Source organism: Caballeronia sp. INML2, assembly GCF_023631365.1.
GTDB classification, from domain to species: domain Bacteria; phylum Pseudomonadota; class Gammaproteobacteria; order Burkholderiales; family Burkholderiaceae; genus Caballeronia; species Caballeronia turbans.
Genome location: NZ_JALQDH010000044.1, coordinates 22,625 through 41,315 on the forward strand (window position 1 = coordinate 22,625; position 18,691 = coordinate 41,315).

The 18,691-nt window shown below is 59.6% G+C and carries 14 protein-coding genes and 1 pseudogene; 4 read left to right on the top strand and 11 right to left on the bottom strand.

Going from position 1 to position 18,691, the window contains the following annotated elements:
• Positions 1-247: 247 nt before the first annotated feature.
• From NCT32_RS14640 to NCT32_RS14675, 8 genes are all read right to left on the bottom strand, one after another.
• Positions 248-2,599, bottom strand: a complete 2,352-nt coding sequence (locus tag NCT32_RS14640) for a polysaccharide biosynthesis tyrosine autokinase (RefSeq protein ID WP_086961612.1) — start codon at positions 2,597-2,599, stop codon at positions 248-250.
• Between the two features lie 498 nt (positions 2,600-3,097).
• Positions 3,098-4,195, bottom strand: a complete 1,098-nt coding sequence (locus tag NCT32_RS14645) for a glycosyl hydrolase (protein ID WP_061121586.1) — start codon at positions 4,193-4,195, stop codon at positions 3,098-3,100.
• Positions 4,196-4,225: 30 nt separating this feature from the next.
• Positions 4,226-5,359: a glycosyltransferase gene (locus NCT32_RS14650; protein ID WP_250477273.1), complete on the bottom strand. Its 1,134-nt coding sequence runs from the start codon at positions 5,357-5,359 to the stop codon at positions 4,226-4,228.
• Positions 5,360-5,429: 70 nt separating this feature from the next.
• Positions 5,430-6,509 (bottom strand): glycosyltransferase family 1 protein, encoded by a 1,080-nt coding sequence (locus NCT32_RS14655; RefSeq protein ID WP_061121584.1) that lies wholly within the window; start codon positions 6,507-6,509, stop codon positions 5,430-5,432.
• Between the two features lie 9 nt (positions 6,510-6,518).
• Entirely contained in the window at positions 6,519-7,676 is a 1,158-nt protein-coding gene (locus NCT32_RS14660; protein ID WP_086961616.1) for a glycosyltransferase, read from the bottom strand.
• 550 nt (positions 7,677-8,226) lie between these two features.
• Positions 8,227-8,388 (bottom strand): hypothetical protein, encoded by a 162-nt coding sequence (locus tag NCT32_RS14665; protein ID WP_250477274.1) that lies wholly within the window; start codon positions 8,386-8,388, stop codon positions 8,227-8,229.
• A 300-nt stretch (positions 8,389-8,688) separates the two neighbouring features.
• Positions 8,689-9,963, bottom strand: coding sequence for a flippase (locus NCT32_RS14670; protein ID WP_061121582.1), 1,275 nt, complete (start codon positions 9,961-9,963; stop codon positions 8,689-8,691).
• Positions 9,964-10,417: 454 nt separating this feature from the next.
• Positions 10,418-11,482 carry a glycosyltransferase family 2 protein gene (locus NCT32_RS14675; protein WP_061121581.1) on the bottom strand — a complete coding sequence of 355 codons (1,065 nt, stop codon included), beginning with the start codon at positions 11,480-11,482 and terminating at the stop codon, positions 10,418-10,420.
• A gap of 586 nt (positions 11,483-12,068) precedes the next feature.
• On the opposite strand from NCT32_RS14675, the gene NCT32_RS14680 reads away from it, so the two are divergent.
• From NCT32_RS14680 to NCT32_RS14695, 4 genes and pseudogenes are all read left to right on the top strand, one after another.
• On the top strand, positions 12,069-13,193 hold the full coding sequence (locus NCT32_RS14680; protein WP_311394670.1) for a sensor histidine kinase KdpD: 1,125 nt from the start codon (positions 12,069-12,071) through the stop codon (positions 13,191-13,193).
• A 61-nt stretch (positions 13,194-13,254) separates the two neighbouring features.
• Entirely contained in the window at positions 13,255-14,619 is a 1,365-nt protein-coding gene (locus NCT32_RS14685) for a hemolysin family protein (protein WP_250490422.1), read from the top strand.
• Positions 14,620-14,882: 263 nt separating this feature from the next.
• Positions 14,883-15,118, top strand: a pseudogene (locus NCT32_RS14690) (transposase); the annotation flags it as partial.
• A gap of 318 nt (positions 15,119-15,436) precedes the next feature.
• The gene (locus NCT32_RS14695; protein ID WP_250477275.1) at positions 15,437-15,592 is read left to right on the top strand and encodes a hypothetical protein; all 156 of its coding nucleotides are present in this window, start codon (positions 15,437-15,439) and stop codon (positions 15,590-15,592) included.
• A 192-nt stretch (positions 15,593-15,784) separates the two neighbouring features.
• Here the strand turns inward: NCT32_RS14695 and NCT32_RS14700 are convergent, their stop codons facing one another.
• From NCT32_RS14700 to NCT32_RS14710, 3 genes are all read right to left on the bottom strand, one after another.
• Positions 15,785-16,393, bottom strand: a complete 609-nt coding sequence (locus NCT32_RS14700) for a hypothetical protein (RefSeq protein WP_143756444.1) — start codon at positions 16,391-16,393, stop codon at positions 15,785-15,787.
• A gap of 307 nt (positions 16,394-16,700) precedes the next feature.
• The gene (locus NCT32_RS14705; RefSeq protein ID WP_061121578.1) at positions 16,701-17,228 is read right to left on the bottom strand and encodes a hypothetical protein; all 528 of its coding nucleotides are present in this window, start codon (positions 17,226-17,228) and stop codon (positions 16,701-16,703) included.
• A gap of 4 nt (positions 17,229-17,232) precedes the next feature.
• Positions 17,233-18,691: RHS repeat domain-containing protein (locus tag NCT32_RS14710; RefSeq protein WP_250490423.1), on the bottom strand; the 1,459-nt coding region annotated here is incomplete at its 5' end.

Consider the following 18,691-nt stretch of genomic DNA (forward strand, 5'->3'; position numbering starts at 1 on the left):
CTTGCGATCCATCGTGGCCCGCGAAGACGTATGAACATTCCGTCTGATCGTCGCCACGCTTCGCCTGCAATGAGCGCGTTGCGCGCAATGCCGCGAGCGCTCGAAGTCGTTCCACGTCCGGTCGCGCGGACGATTCCCGCAGCGGATGGACGCATCACGCCCCACACCAGCAATACAACGTAAAGCGCCGCGTGACGGGCACGCGGCGCGATGCCTTCAATCGCTGCGCTTCATTATGCGCGCGCTGTCAGTGCGCCGACCTGAACGTGCTCGTATATGCCGCCGCATATCCATAACTGCGGCGATTGCTCGGGCGTCGCGGAATCGCGTTGAAGACCGAGCCGACGAGCCTGCCGCCCGAACGCTGCACCTTCTTCACGGTTTCCTCGATTTCTTCCTCGCTCTGAATGCCCGAACGCAGCACGAGCACCGTCGAACCTGCATCGCTCGCGACGATCGCCGCATCGGTGACGACGAGGAAGGGCGGCGTATCGAGGATCACGAGGTCGAACTGTTCGCTCATGCGCGCAAGCATGTTGCGAAAGCCCGGCATCATCAACAGCTCGGAAGGATTCTCCGGATAACCGCCGCACGACATGAACGACAGCCCCGGCACGCCGACATAGCGGATCGCGTCGCCGAGCGCCAGTTCGCCCTTGAGCACTTCCGAGAGGCCGCCCGGATTCGACTGCTTGAAGAACGAAGCGATATGGCCGCGCCGCATATCGCCGTCGATGAGGAGCACGCGCAGACCGATTTCCGCGAGCAGCACCGACAGATTCGCCGCGACGAAGCTCTTGCCCGCCGACGGAATCGGACCCGTCAGCATCACGATGTTGTTCGGCGCGTTGGCGAGGTCGCGGTACAACTCCGTGCGCACCGCGCGCAGCGCCTCGACAGCCGGATCGTGCGGGAAGCGCGTAGCAAGCACGCGGGCATCGCGATCCGTATCGGCCACGTGCGGCATCGCGAACGCATCGTGTTCCGGCAGATGAACATAAGGCAGAGCCTTCGGCGGACCGCCGTTCTGCGTCCCGGAGTAGGTGAGCGGCGCATGCTCGACCGGCGACACGGCGATCTCGTGATCCAGCATCGCCTGCTGCCGGCTGTACAACACTTCCCCCAATACCGGCACAGACAGACGGCGCTCGACGAACATCGGATCGGTCACGCCGATCATCGCGTGGCGGCGCAGGAAGATGAAGAACGTGCCCATGAAGAAGCCGAGGGCCGTGCCCGCCGCGATCACGAGCGGCTTGTTCGGCTTCACCGGCCGGTACGGACGCAGCGCGTTATCGACGATATGCGCACCGCCGCTCGTGCTCGCGCGGCGCACGGATAGTTCTTGCGCCTTGTTCACCATGCCCATGTAAATGGTCTCGGCCACGCGTGCGTCACGCGTGAGGGTCGCGTTCTGGCGCTCGGAAGCGGGCATGCTGTCGAAGCGCTGCTGAATCTGCTTGTTCGACGCCTCGAGTTCGGCGATCTGCTGATTGAGGTTGACCACCTGCGGGCTGTTAGGTTGAAAGCGCTGCAACGCCTGCGTGCGCTGTATCTTCAGGTTCGCCAGTTGTTGCAACGACACGATGCTGCCTTGCAGATACGCCTGCGCTTCGTTGAGCGGCTGCACCGACTGCGATTTCGAGCGGAACGAACTGAGGTTGCCTTCGGCGCGCCGCAGATCGGCTTCGAGGCGCGGCAATTCTCCGCGGATGAATTCGAGTGTCTTCGTGTCGTTCGCCTGGCGAGCCTGAACAGCGGCGGTCAGATATGCCTGGCCGAGCGCGTTCGCGACATCGGCGGTCAGAGCGGGATCGTCGGCGTTGAAGGTGATCTGCACGACGCCCGTGTCTTTCGCGGACTCGGCCACCTTCATCGACTTCTTCATGAGCGCGATGGCGTCGAGCGTATTGAGGCGCGTCACGTCGAAGTGCACGCCCGGATGGCCGAGCGCGCCGTTGACGAGAATCGACACGCCGTTTGCCGATGCCGGACGGCCAATCGTGCCGCGCAGGAGCATCGCGCCGTCGGGGTCGCGCAACTCGTACTGGTTGTTGTCGAGCAGAACTAAATCGAGCTTCTGGTCTTCGAGCGAGGGCGGCACGTCGAGGCGCCCGATCTGCAGCGACTCACCGCCCCAGCCGTATGCATCGAGGCCGAACCATGCGGGAGAAAGATGTCCCTTCTTCGCAAACAGATCCGCGATCTGACCGAGCACGGGGAACGTGCTGGGCTTGACCTTGATGTCGAAATGGAACTGCTTGACGACGGGTTCGAGCACCGAGCGGCTTTGCATCACGGAGATTTCCGCGGGCGCGAGCTGGTTGACCGTCGGCTGAGACTGCTGCATCTGCATCTGGTTCTGCGGCGCGATGCCGAGCGCGTTCGGATCGGGTGGATCCACGCGCACGACCACGTCCGAAGAATAGATGGGCCTGGCAAGAAACGCATACGCGGTCGCGAGCGCGGCCGTGATCCCGATGAACAGGAAGAGGATGCCAAGGTGATCGCGCAGGAGCTTGAGCATGTCGCTCGCGGTGAATTCACCGTCGTCCTTGCCGGGGCGCGAAGATCCGGAGTTCACATAGAGGGTGTTCAAAGGCGCCGTCCTCAGTTCGATAAGTTGACCGTTGTTTCCCGGGCTGAGAAAAAACAGAAAGCCCGCGCGGCATGTCCGCGATACGTCTTACGTGTTATTGATCCGGCGCGTGGCCGTCGGAACTTCCAGACTAAAGACGCGAGAGGCTCTGAAAAAAGCGGGCGAAGCGTATGTTGCTTCGAGTACGCATGACGAAGCACGTGGGCTCGTCGGAGTGCGACATCTGACAGAAGCACACTCCGTGCCTCGGCGTCGCGCCTCGAGATTCGGCGGATGAAATTCGCGAATCCCGTTACGAATCGCTTGCTGTCAAACGAAACGGTAAGTCCGGAAAATAAAGCGTCAAGCGTATCTTCGGGCTGCAAACTGCGCGCGTCTGTTAAGTAGCGAACGTTAAATGCGCAGTAATTGCCTGGACGCCTCCTGCGGGACCGCCATTTCGCGCGATAATCGCCGGTTTTGCTCATGCTTTGTCTGTAGCACCAAAAAGTTGCGCGTTCACGGCATCGGGTTGGCCTTGATGAAATCCCGCACGGTATTGAAGCGCGACTTGCGCGTTTTACCGTCGTCGTGAATCACACCGTAGTTGCCATCGCCGCCGTAACGCTGGTCGTCATACAGTTCGTACAAGGTCACGTTCTGTATGTTGTACGTCTTCGCAAGCGACACGAAGCCTTTCAATGCATCCTTGCCGATCAGATAGCCGGCCGGATCGGCATGGGTCGGCCGCACGCCGTACTCCGTGATCCATATGGGCTTGCCGTAGCTGTCGCGCAGCCGTTCGAGCACGTTGACCTTCTTGTCGCCCGCCGCCGTGATCGACCCCATGTTCGAGTACCAGTGCCACGCGGTGATGTCCCAATGTGGAATCGGATGACCGTGCGTGCCGTCGGGTTGCGTGCCTGCGTACAGCATGTCGGTAAAGCCGTAGTGCAGCCAGCTGAACGATGTCAGCAGGATCTTCGCGTCCGGATTCGTTTCACGAATGCCCTTGATCAAGCCGAGAATCGACCCGCGCGCCTTCATGAACATCGCATTGTCGTAGTCCTGCGGATGCTCGCCGCTGCGGTCCGAGCCGAGTATCGTCCAGTTGTCGTATTCGTTACCGACCTGATAGTACGTAACGAGACCCTTCAAGAGACGGCCCGCCGTCTTGCCGAGGGCATAGCCCCGCTCGAAGGTTTCCTGCTCGTTCGCGCGCTTTTCCGGCTCGAAGGGCGTAACGAGCGCGAGCACGCCGATGCATTGCTTCGCCGCCGCGCGTGCGAAATCCGCGACCCTGTGAGCACTTTCTTCGCTCGATACATCCTGCGCGTACATCGTGACGCCGAGATCGCGGAGCTGTGAAATCTGCAAGTCATAGTCGCTCATGCGATACACGCCGCGATGTTCCAGATGTCCCGCGATGCCGTAGAACACGCTTTTCGATCCGTTGCCGCAGGCGATTTTCGGTGCGGGGACACTCGCGGCGTGCTCCGTGGAGCTCGCCGAGCGACCGCTGTGATACGCGTCGGATGTGCCGCTGCGCGCGTAGATCAGCACGGATGCGCAGCAAAGCGCACCGAAGAGGGATACGGCAGCCAGCAGAGTTCGCATCGGTGTTCGACCCTCGGGAAGTGCGCACTGTCATTCGATCAGCACGTTGGAACGTTGCGACGGAGCCTGAGCGCCCATGTCGCCCTCGTGCAGCAAAACGCTTTGCGCCTGCGCGTCGAATGCTTCACGGGAAAAGCGACGCCTGAATTCCTGCGCCAGCGCGGCGAGCGGAAGATCGCGCGCCGCGAAGATGCGCTCGACGAATGCATCGTGGTCGTCGGCGGGGAAAAGCAGCGCATCGGGCAGATATGAATCGAGCCCCGACACGCGCGACACGATGATGGGCCGTTGCGCGAGCACCGCTTCGATCATGACGAGCGGCACGCCTTCGTAAGCGGACGGCAGCACGAGCGCATCGCTTGCGACGATCCACGGCAGCACGTCCTTCTGCGGCCCGACCATGCGCACGCACGAGGACAGCGCCGGGCTCGCGTCGATCATGGCTTGCAGGCGCCCCGCATCCGGTCCTTCTCCGACGATCAGCACGAGCGTACGTGCGAATGCATCGGCATGGCGTTCGATGGCCTGCATCAGGAAATCCTGACGTTTCTGCTGAAAGTTGAGCCGGCCGACATGCGCGATGATCGTCGTGCTGTCGTCGGGCAGGCCGAGCGCGGCGCGCGCGGCTTCTTTCGTGAGCGCCGAGCGGCTGAAGCGATCGTCGACATAGTTCTCGAGGATCATCGCGCGCGCATTGGGCGCGAGTTCCTTCAGCTTGCCGCGCAAATGATCGTTCAAAGTGACGTATTCGTTCGGCGTGCGATAGAGCGCGCGCTTGACGAGCCATTTGATCTTTCCGGGGCCGCCCGCGTTCACGGGCGCTTCGTCGACGAGCGGTAGATAGCTGACCGCCGTGGTGCGCGCTTGGCGCGCGGCGAAGAGTCCCGCAAGTCCGGAAGCGATCGTGCCTTGCGCGATGAGCAGCTTGTTCAGGCGCAGCGCACGCAATTTCGTCGCGGTTGCGCGGACCGTGCGCCACAGCGCGAAGACATTGCCACGTATCGATTCGGCCGTATGCGGAAGGCCGATGGTCTTCACTTTCGGATGCGTGTTCGCAAGATCGCTGACGTAGCGATACAGCGGCTCGTTCGCGGTCGGCACGAGGATATGCAAAGTCTTGACATGAGTGCTCGCGACGAGCGCGAGCATGAATCGTTTGAGCATCTTTTCGTGGCCGCCGTTGATACCCGAGTCGCAATAAATTCCCAACCTCACCAGCTTTCCCCCTTCGCTCTCACGGCTTGTCGATGAACTGCATCAGCAGGCGGGCGCTTTCCGTCCAGCGAAAGCGCTCGGCGTGCGCGAGGCCGCGACGTTTGAGGTCTTCACTCAATTCCGGCGAAGCAAGCAACTCGCGCAGCTTGTTTGAAATATCTTCGACCGAGTACGGGTCGCAATAGATCGATGCGTCGCCGCACGTCTCCGGCAAGGCGGCCGCGCGCCCGACGAGCGTCGGGCAGCCGTTGCGCATCGCTTCCAGCGGGGGAATGCCGAAGCCTTCGTAGATAGAAGGATAGAGGAAGCAGGCGGCGCGCTGATAGAGCGCTCTCAGCTTTTCATCGCTGACATAGCCAGCCTGCTTGATGTTCGGCGCGCTCGAGAGATCGTGCGCCTTGCCGAAAATCGCGGCATTCTTCATACCCACGATCACGAGATCGATGGAAGGATCGTTCAGGCGCGTGAATGCTTCGACGAGACGCTTGAAGTTCTTCGTCGGATTCATGCTGCTCACGGCGAGCACGTAACGGCGCTTCGTGAGCTTCAGTTCTTCGATCACGGATGTATCCGGCGTGATGTGATCGAGATGATCGGCTGCGAGCGGCACCACCCCGATGCGCTCCGCAGGCACGCCGACATGATGCGCGAGCCTGTCGCGCGAGAACTTCGAATTGGTCAGCACGCAGCTCGACGTGCGCGCGAGAATCCAGAACATCACGTGATACCAGGTGCGGAACTTCCACGAAAAGTGCGCGGGCGTATCGAACACCGCGGCATCGTGCATGTAGATGATCTGGTTCGCGCGAAAGATGGAGCCCGAGTTCGAGAGATTCACGATACGCGAGCGCCCGGCGAAGAGCGGCAGCACGACCTGCTCCCAGAAAACGCCCTTGCCGAAGCCGAGTTTCACGGTCTCCACACCTTGCACGGGATCGAGCCCGCCTTGCGGTGGCACGGCGAGCGTCACATGCGAGCCTTGCGGTAATTTCACGAGCGCGGCGACGAGTTCACGCGCGACGCGCTGCACGCCGGTGGTCTTCTGACTCGTGAAGCGGCCGTTATAGACGAGTTTGTTGCTGGCGATGGATGTGTCCATATCAGGGCGTCAGAACTGTGAATCGGAGGTGGTTTCATAGGCGATCTCGTCGGCGTCGACAGGCGCACGTGCGTGCTTGACGGCGTCGAGCTCGTACATCGAGAGCCATTGACGGAAGATCGCGTCCATCGAAAAGCGCTTGCTGGCGGATGCTCTCGCCTCTGCGCCCATGCGAGCGCGCAGTGTCCGGTCGTCGCGTAACAGCGCGATGTATTTCGCCATCTCGTCGACGCTCGATGCGACGAAGCCCGTCACGCCATGCTGAACGACATCGCGGTTGCCGACTACATCGGTCACCACGGCGGGAATGCCCGCGACCTGCGCCTCGATGAGCGCGATAGGCATGCCTTCCCATCTCGATGTCTGCACATAGATATCGAGCCCGGACGTGAGCTCGAGCGCGCGATCGCGCGTCACCCAGCCGCTGCACGACACGGCGCCCTTTGGTGTGCCTGCCGGCAACTCGTCTTCATTGCCGCCGATCCACAGGAAGCGGGTGGAAGCGTCGTGCAGCTCCGTCGCGAGCTTCACGAACGCTTCATGATTCTTTTGAAACATCGCGCGGCCGCTCATGCCGACAAGAATCCCGTTGGCGCTCTTTTCGACGCGCGGCGGAATCTCCTGCACGTTCACGCCGTTCTCGATCACGCGCGCCCGCCGCGCATGCATCTTCGTCTCGATCTCGGAGAGCTCGCTGTCCGAACACGCGACAATGGTTCCGCCCAGTCGCGCGGCAATGCGCTCGAAGCTCAGATAAGCAAACTGCTTCAGGGGCGATACGTCGCGGCGAAGGAACGCAAGACCATGCGGCGAATAGAACACGCGTGCACGCGGCGCGGCAATGCGTGCAGCGGCGCGTCCCAGAACGCCTGCCTTCGACGAATGCAGATGGATTACGGATGGATCGCACTCCTTCAGCTTGCGAACGAGGTTCCATAAACTGCTCAGGTCTTTCTTCATGCTCACTTCGCGGAACATGCTGACGTAGGTTAGCTTTACCGCCGGATGAAAGAGCTTCGCGAAGTTATTCGGTGTTTCCTGCCGGATCGAATGAAAGATCGTTACGCCGACGCCGGCCGCGGCGGCGCGGTTCGAAAGCTGGGTCAGCATGGACAGCACGCCGCCGCCGAAGGCCTCGGTGATATGGACGATCTCTTTCATATTCAACTCTTCAATTGGCGCCTCGCCGAGCCCCGCGGCAATACGCAATGAGAAGGAATGGTCTAATCGTTATGGAAAAGTGACGCGACACACTCGGTTAGGGCGAACGCATCCAAGGCGGACGTACATGACCACCTCGAAGGAACATGAAAGGCCGGGATTTGCGTGTCGGCGTATTAATCGCGATGTAATACGCATGCGATAAATACACACGGGATCCGGCGTAGCACTCTGCGTTCCTGGCGTACAGGGATGCGAGGAACCCCATCGAGCTTGATGACAAGCCTCGATTTACCTGCCGCAAAATCCCGGACCAGTCAATCTGGCCGGATGGGCGCCCCGATGTCGGTCTTTGCGAAGATTGTTCTGCATCGCGCCAAAACGCAGATCAGCCGATAAAGCAGCCTCACTGCAGTGCGACGTAAAGCCGGTAGGTATAAAGCTTCGAGTTCTTACAGCCGGACATGTTGCTGGCCGGCTTGGGCACTTTCCTCGGTCCATGCCCGGGACGTATCAACGTCAGCGTGGCGGGACTGACGATACCCGCTCGTGAACATCATTTCGTTGCGGCAGCATTCTGCTGAGCAATCGCCGCTTCGCATATCTGTAGAAGGATTTGCAGATCCTTGAGCGGGACCGCGACCGATTGCATACGCAGGTTCTCGGCCTGATGCGCCAATTTTTGCACGTGCTCGACTGTCGTTTCTTCCGTTTCCATTCGGCAGGCTCGCTTATTTAAACACTGTTTGGACCAATAAGATATCGGCTCGAACTGATCGGGTCGGTTCGCTGACTCACATACTTAAATGCAACTTTTAGGGTAATACGCAATCGAACGCGTCTAATTCGCGCCCGGGGTGCAAAACAGCGCTTTATGAAAGCGGTTCGCTTGAAAGAATGCGTTACGAAATCGAATCACTTGTTACCGTTTATAACACGTCAATTTTCGGAGCGTGCGATGGTTGAATAAGAACTTGGCCGATCAGATTAATCATCACTGCGCATATCTGCATACGGTTCACGTGGTTCCCGAACCCGCCCCTTCGCTAATCGGGCGCTTGAGGAACGACACGCCTCCCAGATGCAGCGTGAAGGCCATCGCCGCCGCCGAGAGCGTCTCGACGATCAACACCGTGGCCGCTGCACCCTGTTCGCCGAAGAGCTTCGCCAACACGGCGAGCAGGCCGAAGTTCAACACGGCGCACGCCATCAGCACGCGGCTGAACTGCGACTTCATGCCGAGCGGAAGCATCGTCTGAACACCGAAGAGATCCGACAGGCCGGCCATCAACGGCACGAACGCCATCCAGCGCAACACCTCTACGGTAGGCAAGAACTTCGGTCCATACAAGAGCTTTACTGCGAGTGGCGCGCCAAAAAAGATGCAGACGGATATCAGCGACACGATCAGCCCTTGTACGACGAACATCTTGCGCAGGAAAGCGAAGGCATCCTCTCTCGCATGATGCATGAGAAAGCTCACTCGCGGATAAGCCGCGGTCTTGAGCGGCGAGAGCATGTTCAATGCCGCGCGGATGAGCTTGTCACCCGCGGCGAAGTAGCCGGCCGCGACATTGCCCGAGATGAAGGTGAGCAGCACGATGTTGCTCGATGCATAGATATCGACGATCGCGGTCGCAATGAACACGCTCCAGCCGTCCTTGAGACGAACGAGGATGGTGCTGAACGACACGCGCACGAAGTCGAGCTCCCGCCGAAAATACAGGTACGTGCAGATCGCGATGCCCGATAGCAAAGGCACGAGGGCATTGACGGCCATCGCCTTGTAGATATCGTCGTGCTCGCGTACGAAGAGATACATCGCGGGAATGCTGAGCGCACGTCCGATGAATACGAACAGGCTCAACATGCCGAGATCTTCGATGCCCTGAAAGTACCACGTAGGAATCAGCATGGCCCCGATGGCCATGCCATAACCGATGATCAGCAGCTCGCGATTTTCCTCCAGAAAAGGTATGAAGGACGTCAGCGCGATCACGACGACGAGTCCTGCCAATGCGAGTGCGGCCTGCGTGACGATGGTTTCCCAGAATATCTTCGAGCGCAGTTCGCGGCTTTCCCGATTGATCGAGACCTTCGGCGTGGCGGTCAGAGAGAAGCTGTAGTTCGTGAGGGAGATGAAGTACGCGACGAAGGCCAGGCCGAATGAAAGGCGTCCGTACTCGCCCGGACCGAGGACGCGTGCGAGCCAGGGCAGCGTCAGCAGCGGTGCAAGGTAGGTGGACACCTGCAACGTCATTAGAATCGTAAAGTTCTTTCGGAATGAAGCCATTGAACGGTTTTTTCCCCGGCTGGAGCGCAGCGTGTTTTATGACTATGACGCAAGGCTGTGAACCCTGCAGGCTCACCCGTTTCGAGTGAGCCTTTGCGTGACAGCGCCCGAAGCGGATAGTTTCGCCCGTGCGACCAGTCGTCAATGCGACGCGGGCCAAAGAGGTCTGCGCACCCACGCCTTGGCCTGGCTTCGGGGCGCTTGAAGTCGAACGGAATGCGCCGGTTCCGGACCGTCGATAACTTCCGGAGAAGGCGCAAGCGTATGAAAGAAGGTATTTAACAAGAGAAAAGTGCTTTCATCAGTGGGCTTGCACACGCAAGAATCCTTCCAGCGTGCGTTCGTTCGATTGAAATCTGTTCGAAGTGCTGGTAGGACAACATTGTGGTGCGTGCGTGCGCATGGACAGTGCATGGACGTCTCATGAACGCCCGACCGATGTCACCGCGTTCCCTTATGTCGCGCGTGATTCGACCGACGAGGCCGCACGCGACGCTTTTTCGGGCGGACGCGGTTCGAGGCCGAGCGCGCGCTTGACGATGCGCTTGGCCTGAAACCAGCGGCGATCGGCGACGATCTTTCCATGAAAGCGCAACGCCTTCGGTGCATCGGTGCGATTCGCAGCGAAGACACGATAGTGCGCGGCCGTGGCCTCGACCGTCCTGATCGCTTCGGCGAACGCATGCCCGTCTACGCGTGCGGCCTGAAAACATGCGTACGAGAAGACCTTATGGAATACCGCGAGCCAGAAGGCATCGAGCGGCCCGCCGTTGCAACGCTCCATCGTCTCTTCGGCACATGTGGCGAGCGACGTCACCGTGTACGGCGTCGCCCTGGCGGTAATGCTGCCCGCGCGACGGCGATAGAAGTAAAGATCGTCGGCGAGCCGGAAGAGCGATTTCGCGCGCGTATAGACGAGCGGAATTGCCGCGGCGTCTTCATAGACGCGGCCGGCCGGAAACTCGATGCCTTCCCAGAGCGCGCGCCTGTAGACGCGCGCTACCGGAAACACCTGAAACACGCGTGCAAAGTCGAGCAGCGCGTCGAGATCGCACGGACGTTGACCGACCGTCGCGGGATCGATCAGTTCGACCTTGTCGATCGTCTTGCCTTTCGAATCGATGATGCCCACGTTGAACTCGATGATGTCGGCCGCGTTCGCGTCGAGAAGCGGCATGATCTTCATGGTGAAACCGGCTGACCAGACATCGTCCGAATCGAGAAAGCCGATGTAAGGCGAAGTGGCTTCCGCGATCGCGCGGTTGCGCGCGGCGGATACGCCACGGTTTTCCTGATGGATCACGCGGATATTGCGGCCGCGCTCGGTGCGTTGCACCTCGAGAATGCGTTCGAGCGTGCTATCGGTCGAGCCGTCGTCGATCACAATGAGTTCGATCTCGTCGGAGCGTGGCTGCGAGAGCGCGGATTGCAGCGAGGCGACAATGAAATGTTCGACGTTGTAAGCAGGGATGATTACCGAAAGCAATGTTCTGGGATTGCTGCTGGGGACGCGTGTCATTGTGCTCGTGTCACCGGTCAGATTTCGAATTGAAGCCACCGTGGCCGAGGTCGGATCATGCGTGCCGGTTTTCAAATGCGGGTTCCTCCAGATTGCAGTGCATTAGAGAGCCATAGCCGGGACAGTTCAGTGAGCCAAATGAAAAGCACCGGATAGCCACGCGATATTCTTGCTGACGCGGACGCCAAAATCGTTGTCAACAGAAAAATAAAATCGATCGCGCGCTTTCCTTTGAAATTGCTTATTGCCCGAACCTTGCGATTCGTGTTGAGGCGTCACGCCGATAAAGAACAATCGCCAGCGTCTTTAACGAAACTCCAGGAATCGAATTAATAGCAATGCGATATTTTCGTCGGCGAAGAAGCGCGAGCGAAGAGCGACCGGTACGACCGCGCACGCGGCTTGCTACCAGGCGCGCGGGAAGGCGCAGCGCGCTCCTGCCGTATGCGTCGTGGACGCTCACATATAATGGCTTGAGGTTTTCATCGCCGGCCGTATTCTTCAGGCCATACGTGCAGCGCAGCAGCAACGCATGCGGCTTTCGCGACATCAACCGCATCACCGATACACGCAAGGACCCATAACCGTGACAACGTCTTTTTCCAGTACGGTCGAGCCCGAAGGCGACAAGGCTTTCGATGCGGCCGTCGCAGGAAACGACGGCGTGCTGGTGCTCGACGCCGCCCAGCGATGCCTCTCCGCCGACGCCGTATTCACTCATCTCTTCGATCTCGATTCTTCCGCGCTGAGCGGCCGGTTGCTTTCCGACAGTCCGTTGCCGCCTCCGCTCACCGCCGCGCTCGCAGCCGCGGCCGATGCCGCGCTCGCGGGCAACGCGACGCGCCGCGCGCACGTGAGGTTCGGCGAGGACGACACGCCGTGCGCCTTTTCTATCATCGCGCTGCCGGGCGCGGATTGCGTGACGCTGATCGTGTCCTCGGAGGCGGGCGCGCCGGACGACGAGCATGGCGGCGCCGAGCGCATCGCGCATCTGCGTGCCGAGGCGACGCTCTTCATGCGCGATCACGTGCTCTCGGTCGTGTCGCATGATCTGCGCGGGCCGCTCAACGCGATCCATAGCTGGGGCTACGTGCTCGAGCGAAAGGTCGACCCCAACGATTCCGCCGCGCAGCGCGCGCTCGCTGGCATTCGCTCAGGCGTCGAGCAGCAGGTGAAGCTGATCGAGCAGTCGGTCGATACGACGCGCGCCGAAACCAAGGCGCTGCAGGTTGCGCTCGCGCCCGTCGCGCTGCGTCCGCTGCTCGAAAAAAGCGCGGCGCTCGCGCGTGCGAGCGTGGCGCGCGCTCGCGGCGTGACGATCGAAATCGACTCGCCCCTTGCAGAAGAACAACTGGAAGGCGATGCAGAGCGTCTGTTGCAAGCGCTCTGGCTCATGCTCGCATTCGCTGCCGAGGCGAGCCCGTCCGGTGCGACCGTGCGCGTGTCGAGCAACATCGAGGGCAGCATGTGGCGCACGGACGTGCGCTTTAGCGCGTCGGCACAGGCGCTCGGCGATCCGGCGTCGCCGCATGTGCTCGAAGCGTTCGCACGCCGGCAGGCACTGGAGCCGCGCGAGGGCGGGCGCATCGCGTGGGGGCTCGCGCTGTGCAAACGCGTGTCGGAGGCGCACGGCGGCGCGTTCGAGCACAGCGACATCGCGGATGGTGCCGAAGTTACGTTATCGGTACGCGTGCCCGTCGCGGGGATGTAAATTGACTTTCGATCAGCTGTCGCCCATATACTGACGCTTTCCACTTTCGAAGAGAGTTGCTTTGGCTCAGGTTGTCGCGCTGATCGGCGCATTGTTGCTCGTCGCGCTGAATGGTTTCTTCGTCGCGGCGGAGTTCGGGCTCGTCAAGTTGCGGCCCACGCGCGTGAAGGCGATTGCGCGCACCAACGGTCTTCCCGGCCGTCTGCTCGCGAAGGTGCACGGGCAGCTCGACGCTTATCTGTCCGCATGCCAGCTCGGCATCACGCTGGCATCGCTCGGACTCGGCTGGATCGGCGAGCCCGCGTTCGCGACGCTCCTGCATCCGATCTTCGCGCTGGTCGGCGTCGAATCGGAACAGCTCATCGAGACCATCTCGCTCTTTTTCGCGTTCACGGTCATTTCGTTCCTGCATATCGTCGTCGGCGAACTCGCGCCCAAGTCCTGGGCCATACGCCGCGCGGAGCAGGTGGGCCTGTGGCTCGCCACGCCGCTTTACGGCTTTTACTGGCTGATGTACCCGTTCATCTGGGTGCTTAACACGAGCGCAAACTTCGTGCTGCGGCTCTTCGGCATGTCGGGCGAACACGGTCACGATGCCCATTACTCCACCGACGAACTCAAGCTGATCCTGCGCGGACGGCGTCATGGCGGTGCGTCTTCGTACAACGAGGACGAGTGGAACACCATTGCGCATTCGCTCGATTTCAGCCGCATGACGGTGTCGGATCTGATGCGTCCGGCGCATGAACTCGTCGGGCTGCGCAATGACTTGCCGATGCGCGACAACCTCGCCGTGGTATCGCGGCATCGTTTTTCGCGCTATCCGCTTTTCGCCGATGCGTCGGGCGAGCGCGTGATCGGCATGATCTATCTGAAGGACCTGTTGCTTGCGGGCGATGGCGGGTCGCGCGGTTTCAACTTCAGCCTCTCGAAGGATGCTGCAGGAAAGATCGACAAACTTTCGCGGCATGTGCGGCCCGTGCAATATGTCGCGCCGAATCTGTCGGCGCTCGAACTGTTTCGACGGTTTCGCAAGGGCGCGCCGCATCTCGCGATCGTCGGGCGCAAGGGCGCGAAGCCCATCGGCTTCATTACCTTGGATAACTTGCTTGGCGCGCTCGTCGGGCAGATTCACGACGAGTTTCGTCAGGGCGATGCCGACTGGTCGCGTATGGACGACGGCACGTTGATGGGCAAGGGCAGCTTGCCGGTGGTTTCGCTGGAGCGGGCGCTCGGCATTGATATCGACGAAGGGCGGGCGGAGTCGGTTGGTGGACTCGTCATCAATGCGTTGGGCGATTTGCCTACTGAAGGGCAGAGGGTTTCTTTCGATCGGTTCGATATCGTTGTCAAGAAGATGAAGGGACCGAGGATTGTGTTGGTGCGGGTTTATCCGCGGGAAGAGGCGCTTGAAGAAGCGGAATGACTTTTTTTGTGCTCCGGTTTTTCGCCGGATCCCGTTTTCGTGTTGGTTTATAAGCGTTGCCCCTGTGCGGGGCGGCAGTCACTTTCTTTGCTGCTGAAAGTGACCAAAGAAAGCAGCCCGATACGCCCGCGGTCACGCGTAGTTTGGCCATGCTTGCCAGGTGATCGTGGGCTGCCTAAGAACCCTTAACAGAATGAACGCAGGGGCTGTTAACCTTCAATGAATGCTGTTTACCTTTTCATTGTTTCGACGACGAAAAGGATATGGCCAAGCTGATACTCGACGACCTTTCGGCACTCATCGAACCGTTGCTGCCTCCTCCGAAGCCACGGCGAGTTCGTTATCCGGGGCGCAAGCCACTCGACAATGGTGCGGTGCTTACGGGCATTCTCTTCGTCTTACAGACGGGTCTGGGTGGGACCTACCGCCTCGCGAGATGGGCTGCGGCAGCGGCATGAGGTGCCGGCGTCGTTTGCGTGACTGGCAGGCCGCCGGCGTCTAGGAGCGGTTGCATGAGGTGCTGCTTGCGCGATTGCGCGCAGCCGACCATAACCGAAATCGCTCGGCGCGATCAGCCTCATGGTAGCGGGCTAGGCAAGACACTTTCGCTGCCTTCGCATTCGATTCGAGCGCCTCGCTTTCATCCACGAGGCCTTCTTGAAAATCGCTTGCTGCATCATATGCTGCGACACCTGCAAAATTCATTCTGTTAACGCCTCTTAGGCGAAAGCGTGATCCTCGATGCGATGCGATCGCGCTATCGCACAGTTAAGCGGAACGGGCGCAATGTTCGCGAATGCCACGCCGGGGCGTCTTTATGAGCGATCGCCAAGTGGGAGAGAAGCACATTTACCACGGCATCGACCGCGCTGACCCGCGCGCGAACATTCGCGTCGAAGCGCTAACGGCGCAGCAGATCGAGTTGACGCTCGCGTACGCTTCGGGCGAGTTAGGCGACAGCGCCAAGCATTGAACCCGTAACAACATGCGAACCGAGTTCGCGCCATACGTCAACGCGCCTGCGGGACGACCCCGGCGTTTGAGCGGCTCACAGTGAGCGCGCGTATTAATGCCTGTCGGCAATATTCTGATGCTTATACTGACGAGCCTAAGTTAAGTTCACCTATGCGACAAATATAGGAAATTTTCCATGGAAACTTATGATCTACATGTTGCGGCGAAGTGGGACATAGATATAGCGACTATCCGAGAAAGAGTCAGTGACTTCACTAACATCATCGGGTTCGGCAACTTTTACTATCGCATCTGCAAGGATGACGAGTTTGGGACGTTCAAAATACGTCTGTGGCCGAGCGAAGGAACTAGCGGGAAATTCATAAAACTGACTTTGAGGTACTGCGACTTGTACGTGGAATCCATTGCTGGACATCGGTTCGAACGATACCCGTCCACACTCTTGGATAACCGCCGTAATGGCGCGTCTCTTCGGTCTGCGATATACGAAATTTGTGATGGAAGCGACGATTTTGAAACAAGGGCGCTCGTCGTTTGGTCGTTCAATGTGCAGCCGTGCCCGGCTCTTGTGCACGGGTTTTTGCGACGAGTTCGTCGGTTCGATCGCATGTGCGACGATTTGTCGGTCGCCCACGCGTGTGCAACGAGACGGACAGCGCTGAGCATGCACCTCGAAATGCCTGTGGATCGCGGTGTGCTCGCACACAAGAGCAAATCCTAAAGCGACATAGGATTTTTTTGCTTCTAGCAAAATATTTCTGTTATCGGCATTAGTTCGGATCGTCTGAATTTGTGCCAAGGTTTTGAAGCCCGTCGCGGACCAGCCCGCTCGTTAGCGGGCTTTTTTTTCGTCCGTGGCTTTCGCCATACTCTCTTCATCGATCGCCGCGGGAGCGCAGCGACGAAGTGCCGCCGCGCTCGACCACATGAGGCAAAGCGCCGCGCAGCGCGGCGGGCGTGCCATACACCGTAAGCGATACGGGCGGGCATGGCGGCGGCGTGCAATTGCCTGAGTGCTTAGCCCAGACGGCCCCGATTCAACGGCTGATTCCACAGCCGCACTAGCCTGCCACAAGTGTGATCATCTACCGTAGAGGCACGGACAATTAAGCTCTCCAGCTTCGTTCTGAAGCACTCAAGTCGTCCGATATATAAGCAAGCAAGTATTCGTCAAGATTGGCGTACCTAGATTCTCCGTTGGAATCATAGACCCACACCTCCGGCTCTTCTTCGAAGTCTAACCACAGAAGAAATATCGACTCGTTTCCTAGATCACTAGCCGCAAACAGAGACAGCCGTTCCGCCCTAAATAGTCCATAGGCATGATTTGGCCAGTTGTCCCTCGCGGCTTCCGCTTGGTACTTTAACGCCCGAACGAGATTGTCTTGTACGGGATCGTCCCAGAGCATTTCCATATCAGCAAGGCTTAACCATGTGCCATGAGTTGCATGCAGCCAACGTCCGCACATCTTGAATCGCTGTTCAAGCATGGGTGTCAACTTTCGATACTTGCCTTTTTTCAAAGTGGGAATGTCGCGGAGAATTGGCTCGGCAGCACTCATATTGTTGGAGTCCGGCACCGTATCCAGAGCGATTCGTTGAGCAACAGCGGTTTTAAGATTTTCGACAATCATTTCTTCAGTCCAAGACAACTTGGTTGTATGTCGTTCCCACTGGAACGGCTTGGGTCGCACCGCCAACATATGCGTTAACGGCAGAGTTAAGAGGCTTTATTGGGCCTTCGATCGCTCCACCCCATCCAACGTCAGGAGTATGTCCGGCGGCCACGCCCGCTGGATAGAGTTCTGGGTTTGCCTTTCTGGTCGATTCAGCGGTTGTGTTCGCGGCTGCTCGCATCTCCTTGGTTACAGATTGTCGAGTCATCGAGCCGCCCGCTGCCTCAATCTGAGCGTTCCAATCTGCAACGTGCTGTCGCAAAGCCAAATCTTCGGCGCTGCCGGGCTCGAACTGATTCTTGATATGTAGCGTTTTCTCTTCGTCGACATGAGCACAACGCAGGCCTAGTGGATCAATCCACCCAACTGTGCTGAACGCAAACTGGTACGGATTCCCGCCGCCTAGTAGCCCGATGGGATCTTGCGACACGAAGCTACCGGTCGCCGGATCGAAGTAGCGATAACGGTTATACCGCAGCCCCGACTCATTGTCCGCGTATTGACCTTGCAGGCGGATCGGCTGATCGATTGAATGCGTCTCGAAGAAATCGACTGCGCCGGTTACTCCATAGTGTGCTTCCCAAACGATCTGACCATCGTACGCGCGTAGCTTGACCGGTGCGCCGTTCGGGTCGTTCTGATAGTAGAACATCCGCGCGTGCGTCTTGGTGGTTACCTCGTCCGTCGCGACGGTTTGCATCGTCAGCGGCACGAAGCTCTTCAGATGGTAAGCATAGAAGCGCCCCTCATTCTTCGAGTGTGCTTGACGCATCTCGCCGGCCATCGTGTTGCTATCCCAGAGGAAGCAGGTCCGCGTTTTGTTCGGCCGCTCGGTGCCAGGTCCGTCCAGCGCTACCTTACCGATTCGTCGGCCCAGCGCGTCGTAACGATATGCCCACTTTTCGTTGCGCGTGTTCTCGAACTCCGCGAGCCGACCGAACGCATCCCATGTGAAGCGCTGCACGCCGGTTTGGGTATCGTGGCGCTCGGTAAGCTGTCCCGCCGCATCGAGCCACCAACGTGCGCCATTGTCATGCTGCACCTGCCGCCCGCGCTCGTTCGCGTGCTGGTGGTGGAAACGATCGCCTTGCCTGTCATATACGAAGTGCCGCAACGTCTGCGCAGGGTCTGTATGCGCCACGATGCGCCCTAACGGATCGTAGCGATAGCGGTCTGCGCCAAGCCGCGAGTCGTCGCGCTCGGTGAGATTGCCTAGCACGTCGTAACGGTAAGCGACCTGATCGACAGTCTGTGTGCCGTGCATCGTCGTGTGACGGCTGAGTCGCCCGGCGCGGTCGTACTCAAGAGCGTGATCGAGTTCCGCCGAGAAGCCCACACGACTGAGCCGTCCCGCCATGTCACGCGTAAAGCGAATCGGCTCTTGCTCGTCGATCTTTAGCGTCTTCGCATGGCCCAGCACG